The sequence below is a fragment of the Nocardia cyriacigeorgica genome (genome assembly GCF_005863245.1).
Taxonomy (GTDB): Bacteria; Actinomycetota; Actinomycetes; order Mycobacteriales; family Mycobacteriaceae; genus Nocardia; species Nocardia cyriacigeorgica_C.
Window position 1 is genome coordinate 315519 of record NZ_VBUT01000003.1, and the last position, 19584, is coordinate 335102.

Annotated in this window: 22 protein-coding genes; 16 read left to right on the forward strand and 6 right to left on the reverse strand. The window is 68.8% G+C overall.

What is annotated here, in order from left to right:
• Positions 1–363: 363 nt before the first annotated feature.
• Positions 364–1491, forward strand: coding sequence for a DNA-processing protein DprA (dprA, locus tag FEK34_RS07940; protein WP_138447525.1), 1128 nt, complete (start codon positions 364–366; stop codon positions 1489–1491).
• Positions 1492–1902: 411 nt separating this feature from the next.
• Here dprA and FEK34_RS07945 read toward each other — a convergent pair whose 3' ends face one another.
• Complete coding sequence (locus tag FEK34_RS07945; protein WP_138447202.1) at positions 1903–2277, reverse strand: hypothetical protein; 375 nt, start codon at positions 2275–2277, stop codon at positions 1903–1905.
• 81 nt (positions 2278–2358) lie between these two features.
• Between FEK34_RS07945 and FEK34_RS07950 the strand changes: the two genes are divergently transcribed.
• Genes FEK34_RS07950 through FEK34_RS07960 form a run of 3 tightly spaced genes read left to right on the forward strand, consistent with a single transcriptional unit; the run spans position 2359 to position 3963 of the window.
• Entirely contained in the window at positions 2359–3282 is a 924-nt protein-coding gene (locus FEK34_RS07950) for a tyrosine recombinase XerC (protein ID WP_171048085.1), read from the forward strand.
• A 10-nt stretch (positions 3283–3292) separates the two neighbouring features.
• Complete coding sequence (locus FEK34_RS07955; protein WP_138447203.1) at positions 3293–3658, forward strand: YidH family protein; 366 nt, start codon at positions 3293–3295, stop codon at positions 3656–3658.
• Positions 3655–3963 (forward strand): DUF202 domain-containing protein, encoded by a 309-nt coding sequence (locus tag FEK34_RS07960; protein ID WP_138447204.1) that lies wholly within the window; start codon positions 3655–3657, stop codon positions 3961–3963. The genes FEK34_RS07955 and FEK34_RS07960 overlap by 4 nt, the downstream gene beginning before the upstream one ends.
• Positions 3964–4192: 229 nt before the next feature.
• Here FEK34_RS07960 and FEK34_RS07965 read toward each other — a convergent pair whose 3' ends face one another.
• Together FEK34_RS07965 and FEK34_RS07970 are read right to left on the reverse strand one after the other, a co-directional pair.
• Positions 4193–4708, reverse strand: a complete 516-nt coding sequence (locus tag FEK34_RS07965; RefSeq protein WP_138447205.1) for a DUF1990 family protein — start codon at positions 4706–4708, stop codon at positions 4193–4195.
• A 7-nt stretch (positions 4709–4715) separates the two neighbouring features.
• The gene (locus tag FEK34_RS07970) at positions 4716–5228 is read right to left on the reverse strand and encodes a M23 family metallopeptidase (RefSeq protein WP_249358924.1); all 513 of its coding nucleotides are present in this window, start codon (positions 5226–5228) and stop codon (positions 4716–4718) included.
• A gap of 112 nt (positions 5229–5340) precedes the next feature.
• Here FEK34_RS07970 and FEK34_RS29925 point away from each other — a divergent pair, with 112 nt between their 5' ends.
• The 6 genes from FEK34_RS29925 (at position 5341) to FEK34_RS08000 (ending at position 10502) form a co-directional block, all read left to right on the forward strand.
• Positions 5341–5889, forward strand: a complete 549-nt coding sequence (locus FEK34_RS29925; RefSeq protein WP_171048086.1) for a hypothetical protein — start codon at positions 5341–5343, stop codon at positions 5887–5889.
• A 297-nt stretch (positions 5890–6186) separates the two neighbouring features.
• Positions 6187–7020 carry a 30S ribosomal protein S2 gene (rpsB, locus tag FEK34_RS07980; protein ID WP_138447207.1) on the forward strand — a complete coding sequence of 278 codons (834 nt, stop codon included), beginning with the start codon at positions 6187–6189 and terminating at the stop codon, positions 7018–7020.
• 100 nt (positions 7021–7120) lie between these two features.
• Positions 7121–7945, forward strand: a complete 825-nt coding sequence (tsf, locus tag FEK34_RS07985; protein WP_138447208.1) for a translation elongation factor Ts — start codon at positions 7121–7123, stop codon at positions 7943–7945.
• A 194-nt stretch (positions 7946–8139) separates the two neighbouring features.
• Positions 8140–8868, forward strand: coding sequence for a UMP kinase (gene pyrH / locus FEK34_RS07990; protein ID WP_036538330.1), 729 nt, complete (start codon positions 8140–8142; stop codon positions 8866–8868).
• 51 nt (positions 8869–8919) lie between these two features.
• On the forward strand, positions 8920–9477 hold the full coding sequence (gene frr, locus FEK34_RS07995) for a ribosome recycling factor (protein ID WP_138445499.1): 558 nt from the start codon (positions 8920–8922) through the stop codon (positions 9475–9477).
• A 50-nt stretch (positions 9478–9527) separates the two neighbouring features.
• The gene (locus FEK34_RS08000) at positions 9528–10502 is read left to right on the forward strand and encodes a phosphatidate cytidylyltransferase (protein WP_432760935.1); all 975 of its coding nucleotides are present in this window, start codon (positions 9528–9530) and stop codon (positions 10500–10502) included.
• A gap of 8 nt (positions 10503–10510) precedes the next feature.
• Here FEK34_RS08000 and FEK34_RS08005 read toward each other — a convergent pair whose 3' ends face one another.
• A complete protein-coding gene (locus FEK34_RS08005; RefSeq protein ID WP_138447209.1) occupies positions 10511–10840 on the reverse strand; it encodes a LapA family protein in 330 nt (109 codons plus the stop codon).
• Positions 10841–10973: 133 nt separating this feature from the next.
• On the opposite strand from FEK34_RS08005, the gene rlmN reads away from it, so the two are divergent.
• Positions 10974–12083 carry a 23S rRNA (adenine(2503)-C(2))-methyltransferase RlmN gene (gene rlmN, locus FEK34_RS08010; protein WP_138447210.1) on the forward strand — a complete coding sequence of 370 codons (1110 nt, stop codon included), beginning with the start codon at positions 10974–10976 and terminating at the stop codon, positions 12081–12083.
• Positions 12084–12168: 85 nt separating this feature from the next.
• On the opposite strand, the gene FEK34_RS08015 is transcribed toward rlmN, so the two are convergent.
• On the reverse strand, positions 12169–12453 hold the full coding sequence (locus FEK34_RS08015; protein WP_138447211.1) for a DUF2631 domain-containing protein: 285 nt from the start codon (positions 12451–12453) through the stop codon (positions 12169–12171).
• Between the two features lie 97 nt (positions 12454–12550).
• Here FEK34_RS08015 and dxr point away from each other — a divergent pair, with 97 nt between their 5' ends.
• The 5 genes from dxr (at position 12551) to FEK34_RS08040 (ending at position 19160) form a co-directional block, all read left to right on the forward strand.
• Complete coding sequence (dxr, locus tag FEK34_RS08020; protein ID WP_138447212.1) at positions 12551–13690, forward strand: 1-deoxy-D-xylulose-5-phosphate reductoisomerase; 1140 nt, start codon at positions 12551–12553, stop codon at positions 13688–13690.
• A gap of 194 nt (positions 13691–13884) precedes the next feature.
• Positions 13885–15087 carry a M50 family metallopeptidase gene (locus FEK34_RS08025; protein ID WP_138447213.1) on the forward strand — a complete coding sequence of 401 codons (1203 nt, stop codon included), beginning with the start codon at positions 13885–13887 and terminating at the stop codon, positions 15085–15087.
• A gap of 125 nt (positions 15088–15212) precedes the next feature.
• Entirely contained in the window at positions 15213–16370 is a 1158-nt protein-coding gene (ispG, locus tag FEK34_RS08030; protein ID WP_138447214.1) for a flavodoxin-dependent (E)-4-hydroxy-3-methylbut-2-enyl-diphosphate synthase, read from the forward strand.
• A gap of 70 nt (positions 16371–16440) precedes the next feature.
• Complete coding sequence (locus FEK34_RS08035; protein WP_138447215.1) at positions 16441–17304, forward strand: GNAT family N-acetyltransferase; 864 nt, start codon at positions 16441–16443, stop codon at positions 17302–17304.
• 68 nt (positions 17305–17372) lie between these two features.
• Positions 17373–19160, forward strand: coding sequence for a penicillin-binding transpeptidase domain-containing protein (locus FEK34_RS08040; protein ID WP_138447216.1), 1788 nt, complete (start codon positions 17373–17375; stop codon positions 19158–19160).
• Here FEK34_RS08040 and FEK34_RS08045 read toward each other — a convergent pair.
• The gene (locus FEK34_RS08045) at positions 19120–19434 is read right to left on the reverse strand and encodes a hypothetical protein (protein ID WP_138447217.1); all 315 of its coding nucleotides are present in this window, start codon (positions 19432–19434) and stop codon (positions 19120–19122) included. The two genes, FEK34_RS08040 and FEK34_RS08045, sit on opposite strands and share 41 nt — an antisense overlap.
• Positions 19435–19584 lie beyond the last annotated feature (150 nt).

Consider the following 19584-nt stretch of genomic DNA (forward strand, 5'->3'; position numbering starts at 1 on the left):
CGTCCGGAAAGCGGCGACGAGGCCGGCGTGGAGATTACGCCGTGTACTGCGGCGGGTCGTGGTGATGGAGTCGGTGTTGTGGTTGCGCACGGTTCTGTGGCGCTCCGTCGAGAAAGCTGCGAAGGGGTCGGCGTGGCAGTTACGTCGTCATCTGAGGCCGTCGGTGTGGATGGTGGCAATGAGGCCGGTGGTGCCGTCATGGCGAGTTCTGTGGCGCCGGAGACATGCGACGGGGCCGGCGTGGCGGTTGCCTTGTGCTCGGTGGCCGATGACGTGGATGGTGGCGACGAGCCCGGCGTCGCGGGCACATCCTGCTATGCCGGGTTCGGCGCCGGAAGCCGCGACGAGGCCGAGCAACGGTTGCTGGCCTGGGTGTACCTGTCGCGCGTCGTGCTCGGCCCCTGCGCACCTTTGACGGCCTTGATCGATTCAGTGGGTGTGCTGGAAGCTGCCCGGGCCGTGCGGGAATGCCGCCTGCCGCAGGTGCTGCGGGCGGCGACGGAGACTCGGCGTGCGGTCGATGTGGCGGCCGAGGACATCGACCGTATCCGGCGGCTGGGCGGGCGGGTGGTGACGCCCGAGGACCCGGAGTGGCCGGCGTGGCGGTTACTGGGTCTTCGTCAGCTCGAACCCGGGCGCGACGCCGATGGGGCGGTGCCGCTGGTGCTGTGGGTCCGCGGGCCCCTATCTCTGCTCGGCGCCAGCGAACGAGCGCTGGCCGTGGTCGGCGCGCGGTGCAGTACCGGCTACGGCGATCGCGCGACGGGCGAGATCGCCGGCGAACTCGCCGCCAAGGGCTGGACCATCGTCTCCGGCGCGGCCTTCGGTATCGATGCCATGGCCCACCGAGCCGCCCTCGCGGTCGGCGGGGCGACGATCGCGGTGCTCGCCTGCGGCGTGGACCGGCCGTATCCGGCCCAGCACGACCGGCTGATCGCCCAGATCGCCGAAACCGGGCTGGTGGTCAGCGAATATCCGCCCGGCACCGTCGCGCGCAAGCATCACTTCCTGGCCCGCAACCGGCTGGTGGCGTCGCTGGCCGACGGCGTACTGGTGGTCGAAGCCGGGCTGCGCAGCGGTGCGCGCAACACCGTCAAATGGGCTCGCCGCCTGGGGCGTCCGGCGCTGGCCGTGCCCGGCCCGATCACCTCGGCATCCTCGGTGGGCTGTCACCGGATGATCCGTGAGGGCGAGGCCCTGCTGGTCACGGGGCCCGAGGAGGTCATCGATGAGGCCGGACCTCTGCGTCTTTCGCTACCGACCACGCGAGCCACCGATCCGGGCGACGAACTCGCCGGCGACCAACAGCTGGTGTACGCCGCGCTACCGGCCGCCGGTTCACGCGTCCCGCACGAGCTGGCAACGTGCACCTCGCTGCCGGTGCACACGGTGCGAGCGGTGCTGGCCGAACTCGAGCTGGCGGGGCTGGTGGGGCTCGGGGGAGAGGGGTGGTATCGGGTCGGCTTCGAGCCGGGGCCGGGAGTCGGATGATCTGTCAGCGCTCGGCCCCACGAAGGTTGCTCGGCATCGCGGGCCAGGCGGTCTCCTGATGCGAGGTGTCGGCCGCGCGGTGAGTACAACGCCCTCACCGCGCACCTGGATATCGACTTCACCGCCACCTTTGACAAGGCGCTGGCCTCGTGCGCGACGACGCTTGTGTCGTATGCTGCCGCGCCGGAACCGACGATACGGTGGGCGCCAGCGGTTTCCGCTGTGCAGCGGAGCCGGGCATCGGCCCGATTCGTACTTTCGGCGCCGAAATGGTTTGCCGGGCAGCCCGCCGATCGGCGGCAGCGGTCAGGTGCCCGCGGGCAAGGCCAGTCCTGACGAATGCGGCGGTGTCCCCGGAGCCAAGGAACACCGCCACGAGATCGCTTGCCGGTACGAATCGGCGAGTCCGCCTCACTCGATCCGGACCGAGGAACCGTATGTCTCGATATTCGTGCCGGGTTCCACCTCTTCGGTGATCCGGCCGTTGCAGCCGGCATTCATATAGACGACGGCCAGGCTGTCGGTTTCATTGCCAATGTGGAAACGGGTGGGCCGATCGTGGACCCGGATGCAGCCGGTGGGATTCTCATGCTCGGTGCCATTGATGACGAGGAATCCCTCGGCACCGGAGGCGGTCCCGGCCGCGGTGAGGATCAGTGTTCCTGCGACAGCACACACAGTTGCGATATGACGCACGGGTAGTCCCTTTCTGTGAGCATCGGTGAATCGACTGATCGAACCGGGCAATCTTCGCAGTTCGGACGCCAGAGTTGTGGTAACTGGCACTCCGAGCAGGCAAAACGGGTTGTGAGCGGGGAGGCGGCGCGGCGACTTGCCAACAGCGGTGTGGCGGGTGACGGTGGACAGATGGACGCGCTGCCCGAGGACCTGGAGGAATTGCTGGCCGAATACGGGCGGACGCTGCGGCTGGGAAGCAACCGCTCACCGCACACTGTGCGCGCCTATGTCGCCGACGCGCGGTCCTTGCTGACGCATCTGGTGGCGCGCTCGCCGGATTCGTCGGTGCGGGAACTGGATCTGGCGTTATTGCGCTCCTGGCTCGCCGCACAGTCCGCCGCGGGTGCCGCCAGGACCACGATGGCGCGCCGCTCGTCGTCGGCCCGCACCTTCACCGCGTGGCTCACCAGGACCGGACGGTTGGGTGTCGACCCCGGACTGCGGCTCGGTTCGCCGAAAGCGCATCGCGTACTTCCGGCTGTCTTGGGCAAACAGCAGGCCGCCGCCGTGATGGACGCCGCGGAATCGGGTGCGCTACAGCGTGATCCGATGGCGCTGCGGGACCGGCTCATCGTCGAGCTGCTGTATTCGACCGGGATACGGGTCAGCGAACTCTGCGGGCTCGATATCGACGACGTGGACCGGGAACGCCGGCTGGTGCGGGTCCTGGGCAAAGGCAACAAAGAACGGTCTGCCCCCTTCGGCGCCCCGGCCGACGATGCGATCGGCAACTGGCTGCGTTTCGGCCGCCCGGATCTCGCCACCGCCGAATCCGGCCGCGCCCTCTTACTGGGCCGGCGCGGCCGCCGTCTCGACCCCCGCCAGGCCAGAACGGCGGTCCACGAGGTGATTTCGGCCATTCCCGGTGCACCCGACATGGCGCCGCACGGCCTGCGCCACACCGCCGCCACACACCTGCTCGAAGGCGGAGCCGATCTGCGCGTCGTCCAGGAACTGCTCGGCCACGCCAGTATGGCTACCACACAGCTGTACACCCACGTCTCGGTCGAGCGGCTGAAAAAGGTGCACGACCAGGCGCATCCCCGCGCGTGAGAGGGCAGTCATGACCCTGCCGAACCCGGACGCCGAATCCGACGATGACGAGGAGGAGATCGACTACCGATTCACCCTCGCCAACGAACGAACCTTTCTGGCCTGGATGCGCACTTCGCTCGGCCTGCTCGCGGGCGGCGTCGCCGTGCACACCCTGGTGGAACCGTTCCACCTGGCCGGATTCCGGCGCGCGATCGTGCTGTGCTGTCTTGTTTTGGCCTTCGTGCTCGCCGTCGGCGCCTACAGTCATTGGCGTCGCGTCGGTGAAGCCATGCGACGGGGAGGCCCGCTGCCGGGCACCGTTCTGGTGCCGATCCTGTCCGCAGGGATCACCGTCATCGCGCTGCTCGCCTGCATTGCGGTGCTCCTGCGATGACGCGCCCGGGCCTGGCCGCCGAGCGCACGGCACTGGCGTGGCGTCGCAGTGCCCTCGGCGCCACCGCGGTGACGATGCTGCTGCTGAACGCCGCTGTCGCCGACGGCTGGCGCGCCACCTCGATCGCCCCGCTCGCCGCCGCACTCACCATGGCCGTACTCGCAGTGGTCGGCACCCTGCGCAGCCACGATCTGCGCCACGGCCGTAACCGGCACGGCACCCTCGCCATCCGCCTGGCAATGGCCTCCACCGCTCTCACTGCGCTGGTCGCGGTAGTGATCGGCATGACGCATCCGCTCCGCTAGCGACCGACACCTAGTCCGCACCGGATCGAACCGCACCACCCCACATCGGACCGCGCCGCGCCGCACGCAGCCCACCAGGTCGCGCAGGGCTTTGCTGTACCGCGCCATCTCGTGCGACGCGCCCCTGCGCCGATGCGCTGCACCGAGTGGGGTGCGCCGGCGGTGACCGTGGGATCGGGCTCACTCCGACGCACGCAGTTCACATCCACGCGTGCGACTGGGCATGGCGCTAGGCGGAACTCGGTAGTGCGTCGATGTATTTGCCCGCGATGACGCGTTGGACGAGGCGGGCCACCGGGCCGCCGAGGCGGGTGTACCAGGCGGCTGCGCGGGAGAAGGCGGTGACGAGGCCGTAGACGCTGTCGTCGGCGGGGTCGTATTCGACGGCGAACAGTTCCTCCCCGGACTCCGGGTGGCCGGGCAGGGTGCCGTAGGCGAAGCCACGGCGGTTCGGCTCGTCCAGCACATAGACGACTCGGCACGGCGCGGTGATCGCCAGCGGCCCGACACCGAGGCGCACGGTGAGCAGGGTGCCCGGCTCGGCGGTCAGGGTGCTCGCGGTGCGGAAGATGCCGGTGCCGCGCTGCATGCGATACGCGATGACCGCGTCACCGGCGAGATCGAACAGCTCCCGGCCGTGGCCGATGCGCCTGCGCAGCGAGAACTGGTGATAGCCGGCCGGCAGCGGGCCTTTCGTGGCACCGACCTCGGCGTAGGTAAACGGCGCGTCTTCCGGGTTCTGCATGCCTCGATCATGGCCTGTGCACTGCCGGCGGGGAAGTTCCACGCAACGGCTTCAACCGCATCGGGCCCAGCTGCAACAGTCCGAGCGGATCCAGGTATTCGCGCCCACCCCGGCCGGTCGACTCGCGCCGCAGCCCCCAATGCAGACATGCCGCCGCCGCGCAGCCTTCGTGCCCGGCCTCCAACACCCCGATCCGGCTGCCCCGCACCACCCGACGACCGACCGAAACCTCGGCCGTCACCGGCTCGTAGGTGGTGCGCAGCCCGCCCGCATGATCGATCGAGACCACCGGCTTGCCCGCCACCGACCCCGCGAAAACAACGATCCCGTCGCCCGCAGCGAGCACCGGCTGCCCGGGCGAACCCGCCAGATCTACGCCACGATGCCCGGGGAGCCAGTTCTGCGGCGGCTTCTCGAACCGCCGCTCCACCGCGGGCCGCGGCCGCAACGGCCAATCGAATCGCGTGGCCGGCGCCGCCCCGGCAACCTGCCCACCCGCCGCCAGTAGCGCCCCGGCCAGCAGCAGACAAGCCAGCCGCCCGGCCGCCACCCGGGAACCCGGTAGCCCGGCTACCCCTGACGAGACCGGCCCACCTGTACCACTCACCGGCGCTCATCGTGATCCGGACGGCGTGCGGGGCAGCGGCGCAGTTCGCACCAAGCCCCGCAGCAACGGCCCGAGTACACAGGCCGATCCGCTACTGAGCGCCGCACACCCTTCGGGTTGGCGGTGTCGTGGCGCGGCGGCCACCTCACCGTCTGGTCCGGTCGCGACGAACAGCCCGACCAGCAGCCCCAACGGCAGCAGGCCCGACAGCAGCCTGCGCACGATTCGGGCACCACCGGCGCCGCGCGAGCCGCCGACGGACCATCGGCCCGGCGCGGCGCTGCGTTCGGCGCTACGGCTGGCCGCGCGGCTACTGCTGGCCGTGCCGCTACGGCTGGCCACGCGGCTACTGCTGGCCATGCCGCTACTGCTGGCCAACGGGCTACCGCCGCCCGACGCGCTACCGCCGTCCAACGCCCTGTCGCCGGGCGGTGATGCGACTGCGGCCAGCGGCTGGGCGGGCCGAATCGATGGTGCGGATGAGGAGTCACAGGGAGGTGTCATGGCTCAACTGTGGCGTGCCCGGGAGCCGCCGAACGGCCCCGATCCACCGCCTGTGGACAACCCCGACTGATGTGGATAAACCCTCTTTCACCAGGGCGATTTCAATGGTGGTGATCCACGCCGTAGACTGATCGCGCGGTCTGTGTTTCCCATGGACCGACTTCGCGCGCCACCGTGCTCGTTCGTATGGCGCTGATCGATCCGGCCGCACTTCGCGAGAAGTGTGCCCGGTCGCGCCAGCGCAGCAATGGACGGGGAATCGTCGGCTGGTCCCGATCACGAGATCGGGTCCGGCGGTTCGGGGCGCCAGGGCAGCAGGCCGCCGGCGTGCTGCGTCAACCGGCAACGAAAGAGAGATACGGGAGCTATGGCTGTCGTAACAATGAAGCAGCTGCTCGACAGCGGCGCACACTTCGGGCACCAGACCCGCCGCTGGAACCCGAAGATGAAGCGGTTCATCTTCACCGACCGCAACGGCATCTACATCATCGACCTGCAGCAGACGCTGACCTACATCGACAAGGCCTACGAGTTCGTCAAGGAGACCGTCGCCCACGGCGGCACCGTGCTCTTCGTCGGCACCAAGAAGCAGGCCCAGGAGTCGATCGCGGCCGAGGCCACTCGCGTCGGGATGCCGTATGTCAACCAGCGCTGGCTGGGTGGCATGCTCACCAACTTCTCCACCGTGCACAAGCGCCTGCAGCGCCTCAAGGAGCTCGAGGCCATGGAGCAGACCGGTGGCTTCGAGGGTCGCACCAAGAAGGAAATCCTCATGCTCACGCGTGAGATGAACAAGCTGGACCGCACCCTCGGCGGTATCCGCGACATGCAGAAGGTGCCCTCGGCCATCTGGGTCGTCGACACCAACAAGGAGCACATCGCCGTCGGCGAGGCCCGCAAGCTGAACATCCCGGTCATCGCGATCCTGGACACCAACTGCGACCCCGACCTGGTCGACTACCCGATCCCGGGTAACGACGACGCGATCCGGTCGGCCGCGCTGCTGACCAAGGTGGTCGCCTCCGCCGTCGCCGAGGGCGTGCAGGCCCGCGCCGGCCGCGCCGCCGGTGACGACAAGCCCGAGGCGGGCGCAGGCGAGCCGCTGGCCGAGTGGGAGCAGGAGCTGCTGGCGCAGGCCGCCCCCGCCGCCGAGGCTCCCGCCGCCGAGGCCGCTCCGACCGAGACCCCGGCCGAGGCCTGAGTTTCGGCGTCATCCGCTGTTCCAGTGGTGGCCACCTGGCACTGCCATCGTGGCCACCACTGCCCGGTACCTCAACCTTTTCGAAGGAGGCTCGCCCCCGATGGCGAACTACACCGCCGCTGACGTGAAGCGGCTCCGGGAGCTGACCGGCTCCGGGATGATGGACTGCAAGAACGCGCTGGCCGAGACCGACGGTGATTTCGACAAGGCCGTCGAGCTGCTGCGCATCAAGGGCGCCAAGGACGTCGGCAAGCGTGCCGAGCGCACCACCGCCGAAGGCCTGGTCGTCGCCAAGGACGGCGTCATGGTCGAGATCAACTCCGAGACCGACTTCGTCGCCAAGAACGCCGAGTTCCAGGGGCTGGCCGACCAGATCGTCACCGCCGCCGCGGCCGCCAAGCCGGCCGACCTGGAGGCGCTGAAGGCGCTGGACCTGGGCGGCAAGACCGTCGACGCCGCGGTGCAGGAACTGGCCGCCAAGATCGGCGAGAAGCTGGAGCTGCGCCGCGTGGTCTCCTTTGACGGCCCGGTCGCCACCTACCTGCACAAGCGGGCCTCGGACCTGCCGCCGGCCGTCGGCGTGCTGGTCGAGTACACCGGTTCCGGTGACGCCGCCGCCGAGGCCGCGCGTGCCGCCGCCATGCAGGTCGCCGCCCTCAAGGCCAAGTACGTGACCCGCGACGAGGTTCCGGCCGACATCGTGGAGAACGAGCGCCGCATCGCCGAGCAGACCGCTCGCGAGGAAGGCAAGCCCGAGGCCGCGCTGCCGAAGATCACCGAGGGCCGCGTCAACGGCTTCTTCAAGGATGTCGTCCTGCTCGAGCAGGCGTCGGTCACCGATTCGAAGAAGACCGTCAAGGCCCTGCTGGACGAGGCCGGTGTCACCGTGACCCGCTTCGCCCGGTTCGAGGTCGGCGCGAGCTAGAGCCCTCGCGCGAAGAGCGAGAAGGCCCCTCGTCGCACCGATCATCCGGTCGACGGGGGGCCTTCTGCTGCCGCTCCAACCGAATAGGGCAGGATAGGGACGCTCTGCGTTGCCGACTGTCTGATGCCGCCGGGCCCGGATCTCGGGCAGGCGCCAGCCGAGAACATGCCGATCGCCGAAGGAGACCCAGACCGATGACCGACCCGGGGACCGACCGCCCAGGATATCGCCGGGTACTGCTGAAACTCGGCGGTGAGATGTTCGGCGGCGGCAAGGTGGGGCTCGATCCGGACGTCGTCCAGACGGTGGCCGAGCAGATCGCCGAGATCGTCGCGACCGGTGTGCAGGTGGCCGTGGTGATCGGCGGCGGCAACTTCTTCCGCGGTGCCGAACTCGAAGAGCGCGGCATGGAACGGGCACGCTCGGATTACATGGGCATGCTCGGCACCGTGATGAACAGCCTTGCGCTGCAGGACTTCCTGCAGAAGCAGGGCATCGACACCCGGGTGCAGACGGCGATCACCATGGGCCAGGTCGCCGAGCCGTATCTGCCGTTGCGGGCCAAGCGGCATCTGGAGAAGGGCCGCGTGGTGATCTTCGGCGCCGGTATGGGCATGCCGTACTTCTCCACCGACACCACCGCGGCGCAGCGCGCGCTCGAGATCGGCGCCGATGTGGTGCTGATGGCCAAGGCCGTCGACGGTGTGTTCACCGCCGACCCGCGGGTCGATCCGGCGGCCACGATGTACACCGAGATCACCCATAAAGAGGCGATCGAACGCGACCTGAAGGTCGCCGACGCCACGGCGTTCAGCCTGTGCATGGACAACCAGATGCCGATCCTGGTGTTCAATTTGTTGACCAAGGGCAATATCGCCCGGGCTGTCGCCGGTGAGAAGATCGGCACATTGGTTCGTTCCTGACCCCGCGAGCCCGCGGATCATGACGATGACGACGCTGTGGAGGAAACGGTCGTGATTGAAGAAGCGCTCTTCGACGCCGAGGAGAAGATGGAGAAGGCCGTCTCGGTGGCGAAGGACGATCTCGGCACCATCCGCACCGGTCGGGCGAATCCGGGCATGTTCTCCCGGGTGCTGGTCGACTACTACGGATCGCCTACCCCGGTCACCCAGATGTCGAGTATCACCGTGCCGGAGCCCCGGATGGTGGTGATCAAGCCCTATGAGCAGTCGCAGCTGGGTGCGATCGAGACCGCGATCCGCAACTCCGATCTCGGCGTGAACCCGACCAACAACGGTGACATCCTGCGGATTTCGATTCCGCAGCTCACCGAGGAGCGCCGCCGCGAGATGGTCAAGCAGGCCAAGTCCAAGGGGGAGGACGCCAAGGTCGCGATCCGCAACGTGCGCCGCAAGGCGATGGAGGAACTCGGGCGCATCCAGAAGGATGGCGAGGCGGGCGAGGACGAGGTCGGGCGGGCCGAGAAGGAACTCGACAAGACCACCGCCAAATATGTCGGCCAGGTCGATGAGCTGGTCAAGCACAAGGAAGCCGAACTGCTCGAGGTCTGACCCAGATCTGGCGGGCCCGCCCGGGCGGGGGACGAAACGGAAACGACGAGTTGAGCGACGGGACAATCGTGGCCGAGAACACCGCTGCGGCCGGTGCGGCGGGACAACAGGCACCGGATGACGGCCCCTATGACGCCGCTACCACCGGTGCGGCGGACGCGACGCCGGGCGTGAGCGAATCGCCCGCGCCGGAACCGGCCGCGCCCAAGTCGCGGGCCGGTCGCAATCTACCGGCGGCGTTGATCGTCGGCTTCGGTCTCGGGCTCTCGCTCATCGCGATCCTGCTGTTCGTGCCGAAGGTGTTCATCGGGGTGGCGGGCGCGGCGATCGCGGTGGCCACCTGGGAGGTCGCCAAGCGGCTGCGTGAGGCCGATGTCCTGGTGCCGCGGATTCCGTTGATCGTCGGTGGTCAGGCGGTGTTCTGGCTGGGTTGGCCGTTCGGGTCCGAGGGGGTGGCCGGGGCCTTTGCGGCGACGGCGCTGGTCTGCATGGTGTGGCGCTTGTTCGACCACGGCCTGACCACGGCCCCGCGCAACTTCCTGCGCGACACCTCGATCGCGATCTTCACCCTCGCCTGGATTCCGCTGCTCGCTTCGTTCGCGGTCCTGCTGCTGCTGGAGCCGGACGGCAACCTGCGGGTGCTGACGTTCATGATCCTGGTGGTCTGCTCCGACGTCGGCGGCTACGTCGCCGGGGTGCTGTTCGGCAGGCATCCGATGGTGCCGTCGATCAGCCCGAAGAAGTCGTGGGAGGGCTTCTGCGGTTCGCTGGTGTTCAGCGTCATCGGCGGCCTGCTCACCGTGACGTTGTTGCTGGACGCCAATTCGATGATCGGTGTGGTGCTCGGCGTCGGCCTGGTGCTGGTGGCGACCATCGGCGATCTCATCGAATCGCAGATCAAGCGTGAACTCGGCATCAAGGACATGGGCACGCTGCTGCCGGGCCACGGCGGCATCATGGACCGGCTCGACTCGATGCTGCCTTCGGCGTTCGTGTCGTGGCTGGTACTCAGCACCCTGCTCTGAGGCCGGCGTCAGGGTCGTTTGGCGGCGCGGCGCAACTGCATGATGCGCACGCCGCCGACCAGCGCCATCACCAGCGCACCGGCGATCACCGACAGCAGCACCGACACCCCGAGCGGCATCCCGAAGGTCCAGAACAGCAGGTCGACCTCCACCCGTTCCAGGTTCTGCAGGATGAAGATCATCAGCACGATACCCAGCAGCGCGGCCACGACGAGGCCGACCCAGGTGTATCCCGCTTTCGACTTCTCCAGCCTGCGGCGGGGGCGAGGCGTGACGGCCGGTTCCGTCTTCGGGATCGGCTCCGGCTCGGGCACCTGGTCAGCGGCGTGGGTCGACATATATCGATCATTCCCGATAGCTATCGCCAACGCACGGATTTCCCGCCTTACGGCGCGCTCCTACCGCCTCAGCGGGTCCGTCGAGGGGATGTGATGTGGTCGACGGCCCAGGGGATGGGACACTGGAGAAACTATGACCGTCTCCCTGCCCCTGGTTTTCGATGCCCCGCGCCGTGGGATGCCGCCGCGCCACCTGGCCGATCTGGATGCCGACGGCCGCCGCGCCGCGATGGCCGAACTCGGGCTGCCCGCCTTCCGCGCCGACCAGATCGCCCGCCAGTACTACGGGCGGTTGCAGGCCGACCCGGAGCAGATGACCGACCTGCCCGCGCCGCTGCGCGCGAAGGTCGGCGAGGCCTTGTTCCCGCCGCTGCTGACCCCGGTCAAGCATGTCGCCTGCGACGGCGGCGATACCCGCAAGACGCTGTGGCGGGCCGGTGACGGCACCCTGCTGGAGAGCGTGCTCATGCGCTACCCGGACCGGGCCACCCTGTGCATCTCCAGCCAGGCCGGCTGCGGTATGGCGTGCCCGTTCTGCGCGACCGGTCAGGGCGGGCTGACCCGGAACCTGTCGACGGCCGAAATCGTCGACCAGGTGCGGGCCGCGGCCGCCGCACTGCGGGACGGCGAGGTGCACGGCGGTCCGGGCCGGCTGTCGAACATCGTCTTCATGGGTATGGGCGAGCCGCTCGCCAACTACAAGCGGGTGCTGAACGCGGTGCGTCGCATCACCTCACCGGCGCCGGACGGTCTCGGCATCTCCCAACGCAACGTGGTGGTCTCCACCGTCGGCCTCGCACCCGCGATCCGCAAACTGGCCGATGAAGGCCTGTCGGTGACGCTGGCGGTCTCGCTGCACACCCCCGACGACGAATTGCGCGACACACTCGTGCCGGTGAACAACCGCTGGCCGGTGGCCGAGGTGCTCGACGCCGCCCGCTACTACGCCGACAAGACCGGTCGCCGAGTGTCGGTGGAGTACGCGCTGATTCGCGACATCAACGATCAGCCGTGGCGGGCGGACATGCTGGGGGAGAAGCTGCACAAGGCGCTGGGCTCGCGCGTGCACGTCAATGTGATCCCGCTGAACCCGACTCCGGGCAGCAAGTGGGATGCCAGCCCGAAGCCGGTGGAACAGGAATTCGTGCGGCGAGTCAATGCCAAGGGTGTGCCGTGCACGGTGCGCGATACCCGTGGTCAGGAGATCGCGGCGGCCTGCGGGCAGCTGGCAGCCGAAGGCTGAGCCGTTCGAAGTGGACTGTGCCCCGGGTGGCGGTCGGGAGACCGCGCCGCCGGGGCACCGGTGATCGAGTACGCGCTCGCTGGGACTAGCGCGGCTTGCGGCGCAGGATGCTGTCGCGGATGAGGATGATGGCCAGGCCGACGGCGGAGGCGATGAGGAAGATGTAGCCGACGTTGCCGGTACCCGAGGAGGCGCCCTGCGGGCCCTCGAACAGCATCGCCAGCAGCGCGAGCACGACGATCCAGCCCGCGACCCGGAAGGTGCGCCGCGACTCGCCGCTCCAGCCCCATGCGGCCGACGGAACCTCAGCGGGATCCACGGTGGTGACGGCGCGGTCACTGGTGGTGGTTTCGAGTTCCGTGGCGGCCACGATCGCTCCTCAGCTCGAGAATCGGATACTGCCCGATATCGTGGCATACGACCGGTCGTCGTAGCCAGCAGGGTGCGGTGTCGGTCAGAATGTGCGGGTGTCCGACGTCGTAAGAGTTCTCCTGCTCGGCAGCACCGGTTCCATCGGAACCCAGGCGCTGGAGGTGATCGCCGCCAACCCCGGCAAGTTCGAGGTGGTCGGCCTGGCCGCGCGCGGCGGTAGTGCCGATCTGCTGGCCGCGCAGATGGCGGCCACCGGCACCGCCAATGTGGCGGTCGCCGATCCGGCCGCGGCCCAGCGGCTCGGTGTCGAACTCGGCGGTCCGGGCGCGGTGACCGAACTGGTGCGCCGCACCGAGGCCGATGTGGTGCTGAACGCGCTGGTCGGCTCGCTGGGCCTGGAACCGACGCTGGCGACGTTGCAGTCGGGTGCCCGGCTTGCCTTGGCCAACAAGGAATCCCTGGTCGCCGGTGGCTCGCTGGTGACGAGAGCCGCGGCGCCCGGGCAGATCGTCCCGGTGGATTCGGAGCATTCGGCGCTGGCGCAATGCCTGCGCGGCGGGCGCGCCGAGGAAGTGGACCGGCTCATCCTCACCGCCTCCGGTGGCCCGTTCCGTGGCTGGACCACCGAGATGCTGGAAGCGGTGAACCCGGCCGAGGCGAAAACCCATCCCACCTGGTCGATGGGCCCGATGAACACGCTCAATTCGGCCTCGCTGGTGAACAAGGGCCTCGAATTGATCGAAACCCATCTGCTGTTCGGCATTCCGTACGACCGCATCGACGTCACCGTGCATCCGCAGTCGATCGTGCACTCGATGGTCACCTTCACCGACGGCTCGACCCTGGCCCAGGCCAGCCCGCCCGATATGAAGCTGCCGATCGCGCTGGCGCTGGGCTGGCCCGACCGGGTGCCCGGCGCCGCGACGGCCTGCGATTTCTCGACCGCCACGACCTGGGAATTCGAGCCGGTGGACAACGAGGTCTTCCCCGCGGTGGAGCTGGCCAGGCAGGCCGGTACCGCGGGCGGCTGCGTGACGGCGGTGTACAACGCGGCCAACGAGGTCGCGGTGCAGGCCTTCCTCGACGGTGCGATCCGGTTCCCCGAGATCGTGCGCACCGTCGGCCTCGCGGTCGCCGCCGCCGACGACTGGCGCGCCGAACCGACCAGCCTCGAGGAAGTGCTCGCCGCCGACGCCTGGGCGCGTGAGTACGCGCGGAAACTGGTGCTCACCTAGTCGGCACGCGCGCTCCGCTGCCGAAGATCGCCGTCCCGGCTCGGCTCGCACCGCCGGGACCGAGTGCCGCCAGGTAGTCGCGTCCGGTCACCGCCGAACGCTGCCGGTACTGTGGACGCGTGCTCGCGGCCGACCAAGGACGCGTGCGTGCCGGGAACTGACGAGCTGCGCAACGCAGGAGGGCTGTAGAGCAAATGGTGTTCGCGTTCGGTTTCGCGCTGTTCGCCCTCGGCATCACGATCTCGATCGCACTACACGAGTGCGGGCATATGTGGGCCGCACAAGCGACCGGGATGAAGGTGCGCCGCTACTTCATCGGCTTCGGGCCGCGCATTTTCTCGTTCCGGCGCGGTGAGACCGAGTACGGCCTGAAGGCGCTGCCGCTGGGCGGGTTCTGCGATATCGCGGGTATGACCGCGCTCGACGAGCTCGAACCCGAGGAGCTGGACCGGGCGATGTATCGCCAGGCCACCTGGAAGCGCCTGGTCGTCATGTTCGGCGGCATCGCGATGAACTTCCTGCTCGGCTTCCTGCTGGTGGTGGTGCTCGCCGTCGGCTGGGGGCTGCCCAACTTCAACCAGCCACCGGCCACCGCGCTTGGCGAGATGAGCTGCGTCGCCCCGCAGAATCCGGACGGCACGCTGGCCGAGTGCACCGGCACCGGACCGGCGCAGCGGGCCGGGCTACAGCGCGGTGACGTGGTGAAGGCCGTCAACGGTGTCGAGGTCGAGACCTGGCGGGAGTTCCAGACCGAGACCCAGAACCAGACCGGGCCGTTCACCTACACCATCGAGCGTGACGGCCAGATCCTGACGATTCCGGTCACCCCCGAACGCGTCATCCGCTACCCGTCCGACGGTGGGCCCGGACGTGAGGTGAGCGCGGTCGGCGTCGGCTCCGACTACTACGAGCCGGTCAAGTACAACGTGCTGGCCGCCATCCCGGCGGCCGGGGCCTTCACCGGCGACATGTTCGTGCGCACCTTCGAATCGCTGGCCAAGATGCCGGCCAAGGTGGCCGACCTGTGGACCGCTGTCACCGGCGGCGAGCGCGACCCGGAAACCCCGGTGAGCGTGTACGGTGCCTCGAAGATCGGTGGCGAGACCGCAGAGCGCGGCCTGTGGGGCCTGTTCATCCTGGTGCTGGCCAGCCTGAACTTCTTCCTCGGCGCCTTCAACCTGCTGCCGCTGCTTCCGCTGGACGGCGGGCATATCGCGGTGGTGCTCTACGAGAAGCTGCGCAACACCGTCCGCGGCTGGAAGGGGCTGGCGCCTGGTGCGCCGGTCGACTATCTGAAGTTGCTACCGGTGACCTATGTGGCGGTGGTGATCGGTGGTGCGTACATGGTGTTGACGCTGGTCGCCGACATCGTCAACCCGATCGAACTATTCCCCTGACCGGCGCGCCGGATGTTCGGCGGATGGCCGTCGCGCTGTCACGGTGGTCACACGAGAACGTCGCCGGTGCGCGACTAGACTCGCAGGCGAGTAGGCCCGAACCAGACGAAAGCAGGCAGCCGAAGGTGACCAGCACAATCGGATTGGGGATGCCGACCGCGCCCGCGGCCGTGCTGGCTCCCCGCCGCAAGACCCGTCAGCTGATGGTGGGCAACGTCGGTGTGGGTAGCGATCACCCGATCTCGGTGCAGTCGATGACGACCACCAAGACCCACGACGTCAACGCGACATTGCAGCAGATCGCCGAGCTGACCGCGTCCGGCTGCGACATCGTGCGGGTGGCCTGTCCGCGCCAGGAAGACGCCGACGCGCTCGCCACCATCGCCCGCAAGTCGCAGATCCCGGTGATCGCCGACATCCACTTCCAGCCGCGCTACATCTTCGCCGCGATCGACGCCGGATGCGCCGCGGTGCGGGTGAACCCCGGCAACATCAAGGAATTCGACGGCCGCGTCAAGGAGGTCGCCAAGGCGGCCGGTGACGCGGGCATCCCGATCCGCATCGGCGTGAACGCCGGTTCGCTGGACAAGCGGATGCTGGAGAAGTACGGCAAGGCCACCCCCGAGGCGCTGGTGGAGTCGGCGCTGTGGGAGGCGAGCCTGTTCGAGGAGCACGGCTTCGGCGACATCAAGATCTCGGTCAAGCACAACGACCCGGTGATCATGGTGGAGGCCTACCGGCAGCTGGCCGCGCAATGCGATTACCCGCTGCACCTCGGCGTCACCGAGGCGGGTCCGGCCTTCCAGGGCACCATCAAGTCGGCGGTGGCCTTCGGTGCGTTGCTGAGCGAGGGCATCGGCGACACCATCCGGGTGTCGCTGTCGGCGCCGCCGGCGGAGGAGATCAAGGTCGGCAGCCAGATCCTGCAATCGCTGAACCTGCGCCCGCGCAAGCTCGAGATCGTCTCGTGCCCGTCCTGCGGGCGCGCCCAGGTCGACGTGTACACCCTCGCCAACGAGGTGACCGCCGGACTGGAGGGCATGGAGGTGCCGCTGCGGGTGGCCGTGATGGGCTGCGTCGTCAACGGGCCGGGTGAGGCGCGCGAAGCCGATCTCGGGGTCGCCTCCGGCAACGGCAAGGGACAGATCTTCGTCAAGGGCGAGGTCATCAAGACCGTGCCGGAAGCGCAGATCGTGGAGACCCTGATCGAAGAGGCCATGCGCATCGCCGAGGAGATGGGCGAGGATGTCGGCGCCGGGGAACCGGTCGTCACCGTCGGCTGAACCCCGCACCGGACCAGGGGTTTCGGCATACCCGGGGCGCGCGGCCCCGGTTCATGGCAGGCTGTGAGACGTGCGGAGTCTGCTGGAGCCGACGCGACGCGCGAAGAATCTCCCCGCGCGTCAGCTCGCCAAGCGGGACCTGGCGCAGGTCCTGCGAGTGCTGGATGCCGATCCCGTGGCCTGCTGTATGGTCGCGGCCCGGTTGCAGGAATTCGGTATCGATAGCAGCGGCGGGCTGGGTGAGCTGTGGAGTCGCGGCGGGCCGGCCGAGTCGCTGTGCTTCTCCGGGGTCAACCTGGTTCCGTTGCTCGGCGATCAGGACGCGTTGCGCGCCTTCGCCGAACGGGCCATCCGCTGGCCCCGCGTCTGCTCCTCGGTGGTCGGCAGGCAAGAGCTGGCGCTGCCGCTGTGGGAGATGCTGGCCCAGCACTGGGGTCCCGCACGCGAACTGCGGGCCGACCAGCCGTTGCTCGCGTTGGACGAGCCGCCCGCGGCCGCACCCGATCCGCAGGTGCGCCGGGTACGGGTGGAGGAACTCGACCGCTATCTGCAAGCCGCCATCGCCATGTTCATCGAGGAGGTCGGCGTCGACCCGCGTGCCGGTGACGGCGGCCGCGGCTACCGTCGCCGAGTCGCGGGTTTGATCGAATCCGGCCGCGCCTGGGCCAGGTTCGAGGACGGGCGTGTGGTGTACAAGGCGGAGGTGGGTTCGCTGTCGCGGCGCACCGGCCAGATCCAGGGTGTGTGGGTGCATCCCGATCGGCGCGGCAACGGCCTCGGCACCGCGGGGACCGCTGCTGTCGCCAATGCGGTGATCGCCTCCGGGCGCACTGCCAGCCTGTATGTCAACGACTACAACGAGATCGCGCGCAAGGCCTACCGCCGGGTGGGGTTCCGGCAGATCGCCACCTTCACCACCGTGCTGCTCGACTGAGGTCGCCCGGCCCGAACTGCGGTGCGCCACAGGTGTTTGCCCGCTGATGGCCGCTACCATCGGTGCCGATGTCGATTCGCGTGTTCCTCGTGCTTGCCGTCGCCGCGCTCGCGGTCGCCGCAACCGGCTGCACGGCGGGCCCGCAGGGGCCGGCCGCGGCAGCCGAGGCCTTCGTCAGCGCTTTCGCCGCCCACGATGTCGACGCGGCCGCCGCGCACACCAGCCGACCCGAACCGGCACGGCAGGCCTTGGCTTCGGCGTGGGAGGGTTTGCAGGCCGAACAGCTGAGCGCACGTACCGGCGCTGCCCGCGTCACCGGCGACACCGCGACCGTCGACTACACCTACGAATGGGTGCTGCCGAAGAACCGGGTGTGGACCTACTCCGGCACATTGCAGATGGCCCGCACCGACGGACGCTGGACGGTGCGCTGGACCTCGTCGAACATCCACCCCGAACTCGGCGACACCCAGAAGATGGAGCTGCGCGCCGAACCGGCGCCACGGGCCAGGGTCAACGAACAATCCGGCAGCGATGTGCTGGTGCCCGGCAAGGTGTCGCGGGTGGTGTTCCGCACCGCCGACGCCACCGACCCGGGTTCGGTGGCGCAGGCGCTCTCGGCCGCGCTGATCCGTTTCGACAAAGACCTCACCGCGTCGGCCATCCTCGACGCGGCGCGGCAGGCGCAGGGTGCCTACACCGTCGCGAAGCTGAGCGAGTTCGAATTCGACCAGGTGAGCATCGAACTCATCGGCCTGCCGGGAGTGACGCTGACCCAGGAGTGGGATCTGGTCCCCACCCAGCGTGAGTTCGCACCCGACCTGATGACGCAGGTCCGCCAGACCGTGATCGACGAGGTCGACGGCAAGGCGGGCTGGAGCGTCGTGCTCGAGAACGCCAACGGTGCGCAGGTCGGGGTGCTGACCGAGGTGGCCGCGCAGCCGGCGCCGTCGTTCTCGCTCAGCGTCGACCGCAATGTGCAGAACGCCGCCCAGCGCGCGGTGTCGCTGCGCACCGAGCAGACCATGATGGTGGTGATTCAGCCGTCGACCGGCGCGATTCTGGCCGTCGCGCAGAACGAGGCCGCCGACCGGGACGGACCGATCGCGACCATCGGCCAGTACCCGCCGGGGTCGGTGTTCAAGACCGTCACCGCGGCGGCCGCCATCGACGAAGGCCTGGCCACCCCCGACACCGTGCTGCCGTGCCCGAGCCAGACCGTGATCGGTGAACGCACCATCCCCAACTACAACCTGTTCACGGTGGGCAGCGTGCCGATGGCCACCGCCTACGAGCGTTCCTGCAACACCACGTTCGCGAAACTGGCCAGCGGGCTGCCGGCCTCGGCGCTGCACGATATGTCCGCGGCCTTCGGGATCGGGCCGACATACACCGTGGCGGGTTTGCCGACGGCGTCCGGTTCGGTGCCACCGGCCGAGGACGAGGTCCAGCGCGCCGAGGACGGTATCGGGCAGGGCCGGGTGGTGGTGAGCCCGTTCGCGATGGCGCTGGTCGCGGCGACTGTGGCCAATGGTTCGGTGCCGGTGCCGTATCTGATCGCCGGGCGCGAGACCACCGTGGACGGTGAGCGGCCATCGATCGATCCGGAGGTGATCGACGGCCTGCGAATGATGATGCGCAAGGTCGTCACCGGTGGTACGGCGGGCCGCATCGCCGATCAGGGCGAGGTGTACGGCAAAACCGGTGAAGCCGAGGTCGAGGGTGGTTCACATTCGTGGTTCGTGGGCTATCGCGGCGACCTCGCGTTCGCGACGCTGCTGGTGAAGGGCGGAAGCTCCGATAACGCGGTCGCCGTTACCCGGGATATGTTCGCGGCGCTACCCACGGGGTACTGAGCGCGCCGTCGGCGGGCGCTGTGTCCGCGGCCGAGCCTGCCGGTTGCTGGGCGGCGAAATGATGGGCAACGGAGAACAGTTGCGTCGCGGTGTCCGGCTGGACGGTCGCGTTCGGGTAACTTCGCGGGGATTCGCCGGCCGGTTGAATGTCACGGACCACGGCCGGGTGCACGGCACCACCGGAAGCCGCCGTGTCGGTGCCGAGGATTTCGACGACGCCGGCGCCGCCCAAAATCATTCCGGCAGTGATGAGAACAAGGGTGGAACGCTTCATGGCCGGCTCCCTCGAATCAGGGTGTGCGGGAAGAGCTCGTGTCGCAGCCTCGTTGCGGCAAGTGAATTCGCCAGATGGTGACCGAATGTTTGCTGTTGAGGCCAACCTAAGCGCTCGGCGCAGGCGCAGACAAGAAAAATGTGGAGCGAC

Bases quoted from the DNA above. Each gene is read 5' to 3' on its own strand.
- FEK34_RS07965 (WP_138447205.1), bottom strand. From the start codon at position 4,708: ATGCAGAACCCGGAAGACGCGCCGTTTACCTACGCCGAGGTCGGTGCC.
- FEK34_RS08025 (WP_138447213.1), top strand. From the start codon at position 13,885: ATGGTGTTCGCGTTCGGTTTCGCGCTGTTCGCCCTCGGCATCACGATC.
- FEK34_RS08045 (WP_138447217.1), bottom strand. From the start codon at position 19,434: ATGAAGCGTTCCACCCTTGTTCTCATCACTGCCGGAATGATTTTGGGC.
- rlmN (WP_138447210.1), top strand. From the start codon at position 10,974: ATGACCGTCTCCCTGCCCCTGGTTTTCGATGCCCCGCGCCGTGGGATG.
- pyrH (WP_036538330.1), top strand. From the start codon at position 8,140: ATGACCGACCCGGGGACCGACCGCCCAGGATATCGCCGGGTACTGCTG.
- tsf (WP_138447208.1), top strand. From the start codon at position 7,121: ATGGCGAACTACACCGCCGCTGACGTGAAGCGGCTCCGGGAGCTGACC.
- FEK34_RS07950 (WP_171048085.1), top strand. From the start codon at position 2,359: ATGGACGCGCTGCCCGAGGACCTGGAGGAATTGCTGGCCGAATACGGG.
- FEK34_RS08005 (WP_138447209.1), bottom strand. From the start codon at position 10,840: ATGTCGACCCACGCCGCTGACCAGGTGCCCGAGCCGGAGCCGATCCCG.
- FEK34_RS07955 (WP_138447203.1), top strand. From the start codon at position 3,293: ATGACCCTGCCGAACCCGGACGCCGAATCCGACGATGACGAGGAGGAG.
- FEK34_RS08040 (WP_138447216.1), top strand. From the start codon at position 17,373: ATGTCGATTCGCGTGTTCCTCGTGCTTGCCGTCGCCGCGCTCGCGGTC.
- rpsB (WP_138447207.1), top strand. From the start codon at position 6,187: ATGGCTGTCGTAACAATGAAGCAGCTGCTCGACAGCGGCGCACACTTC.
- FEK34_RS07960 (WP_138447204.1), top strand. From the start codon at position 3,655: ATGACGCGCCCGGGCCTGGCCGCCGAGCGCACGGCACTGGCGTGGCGT.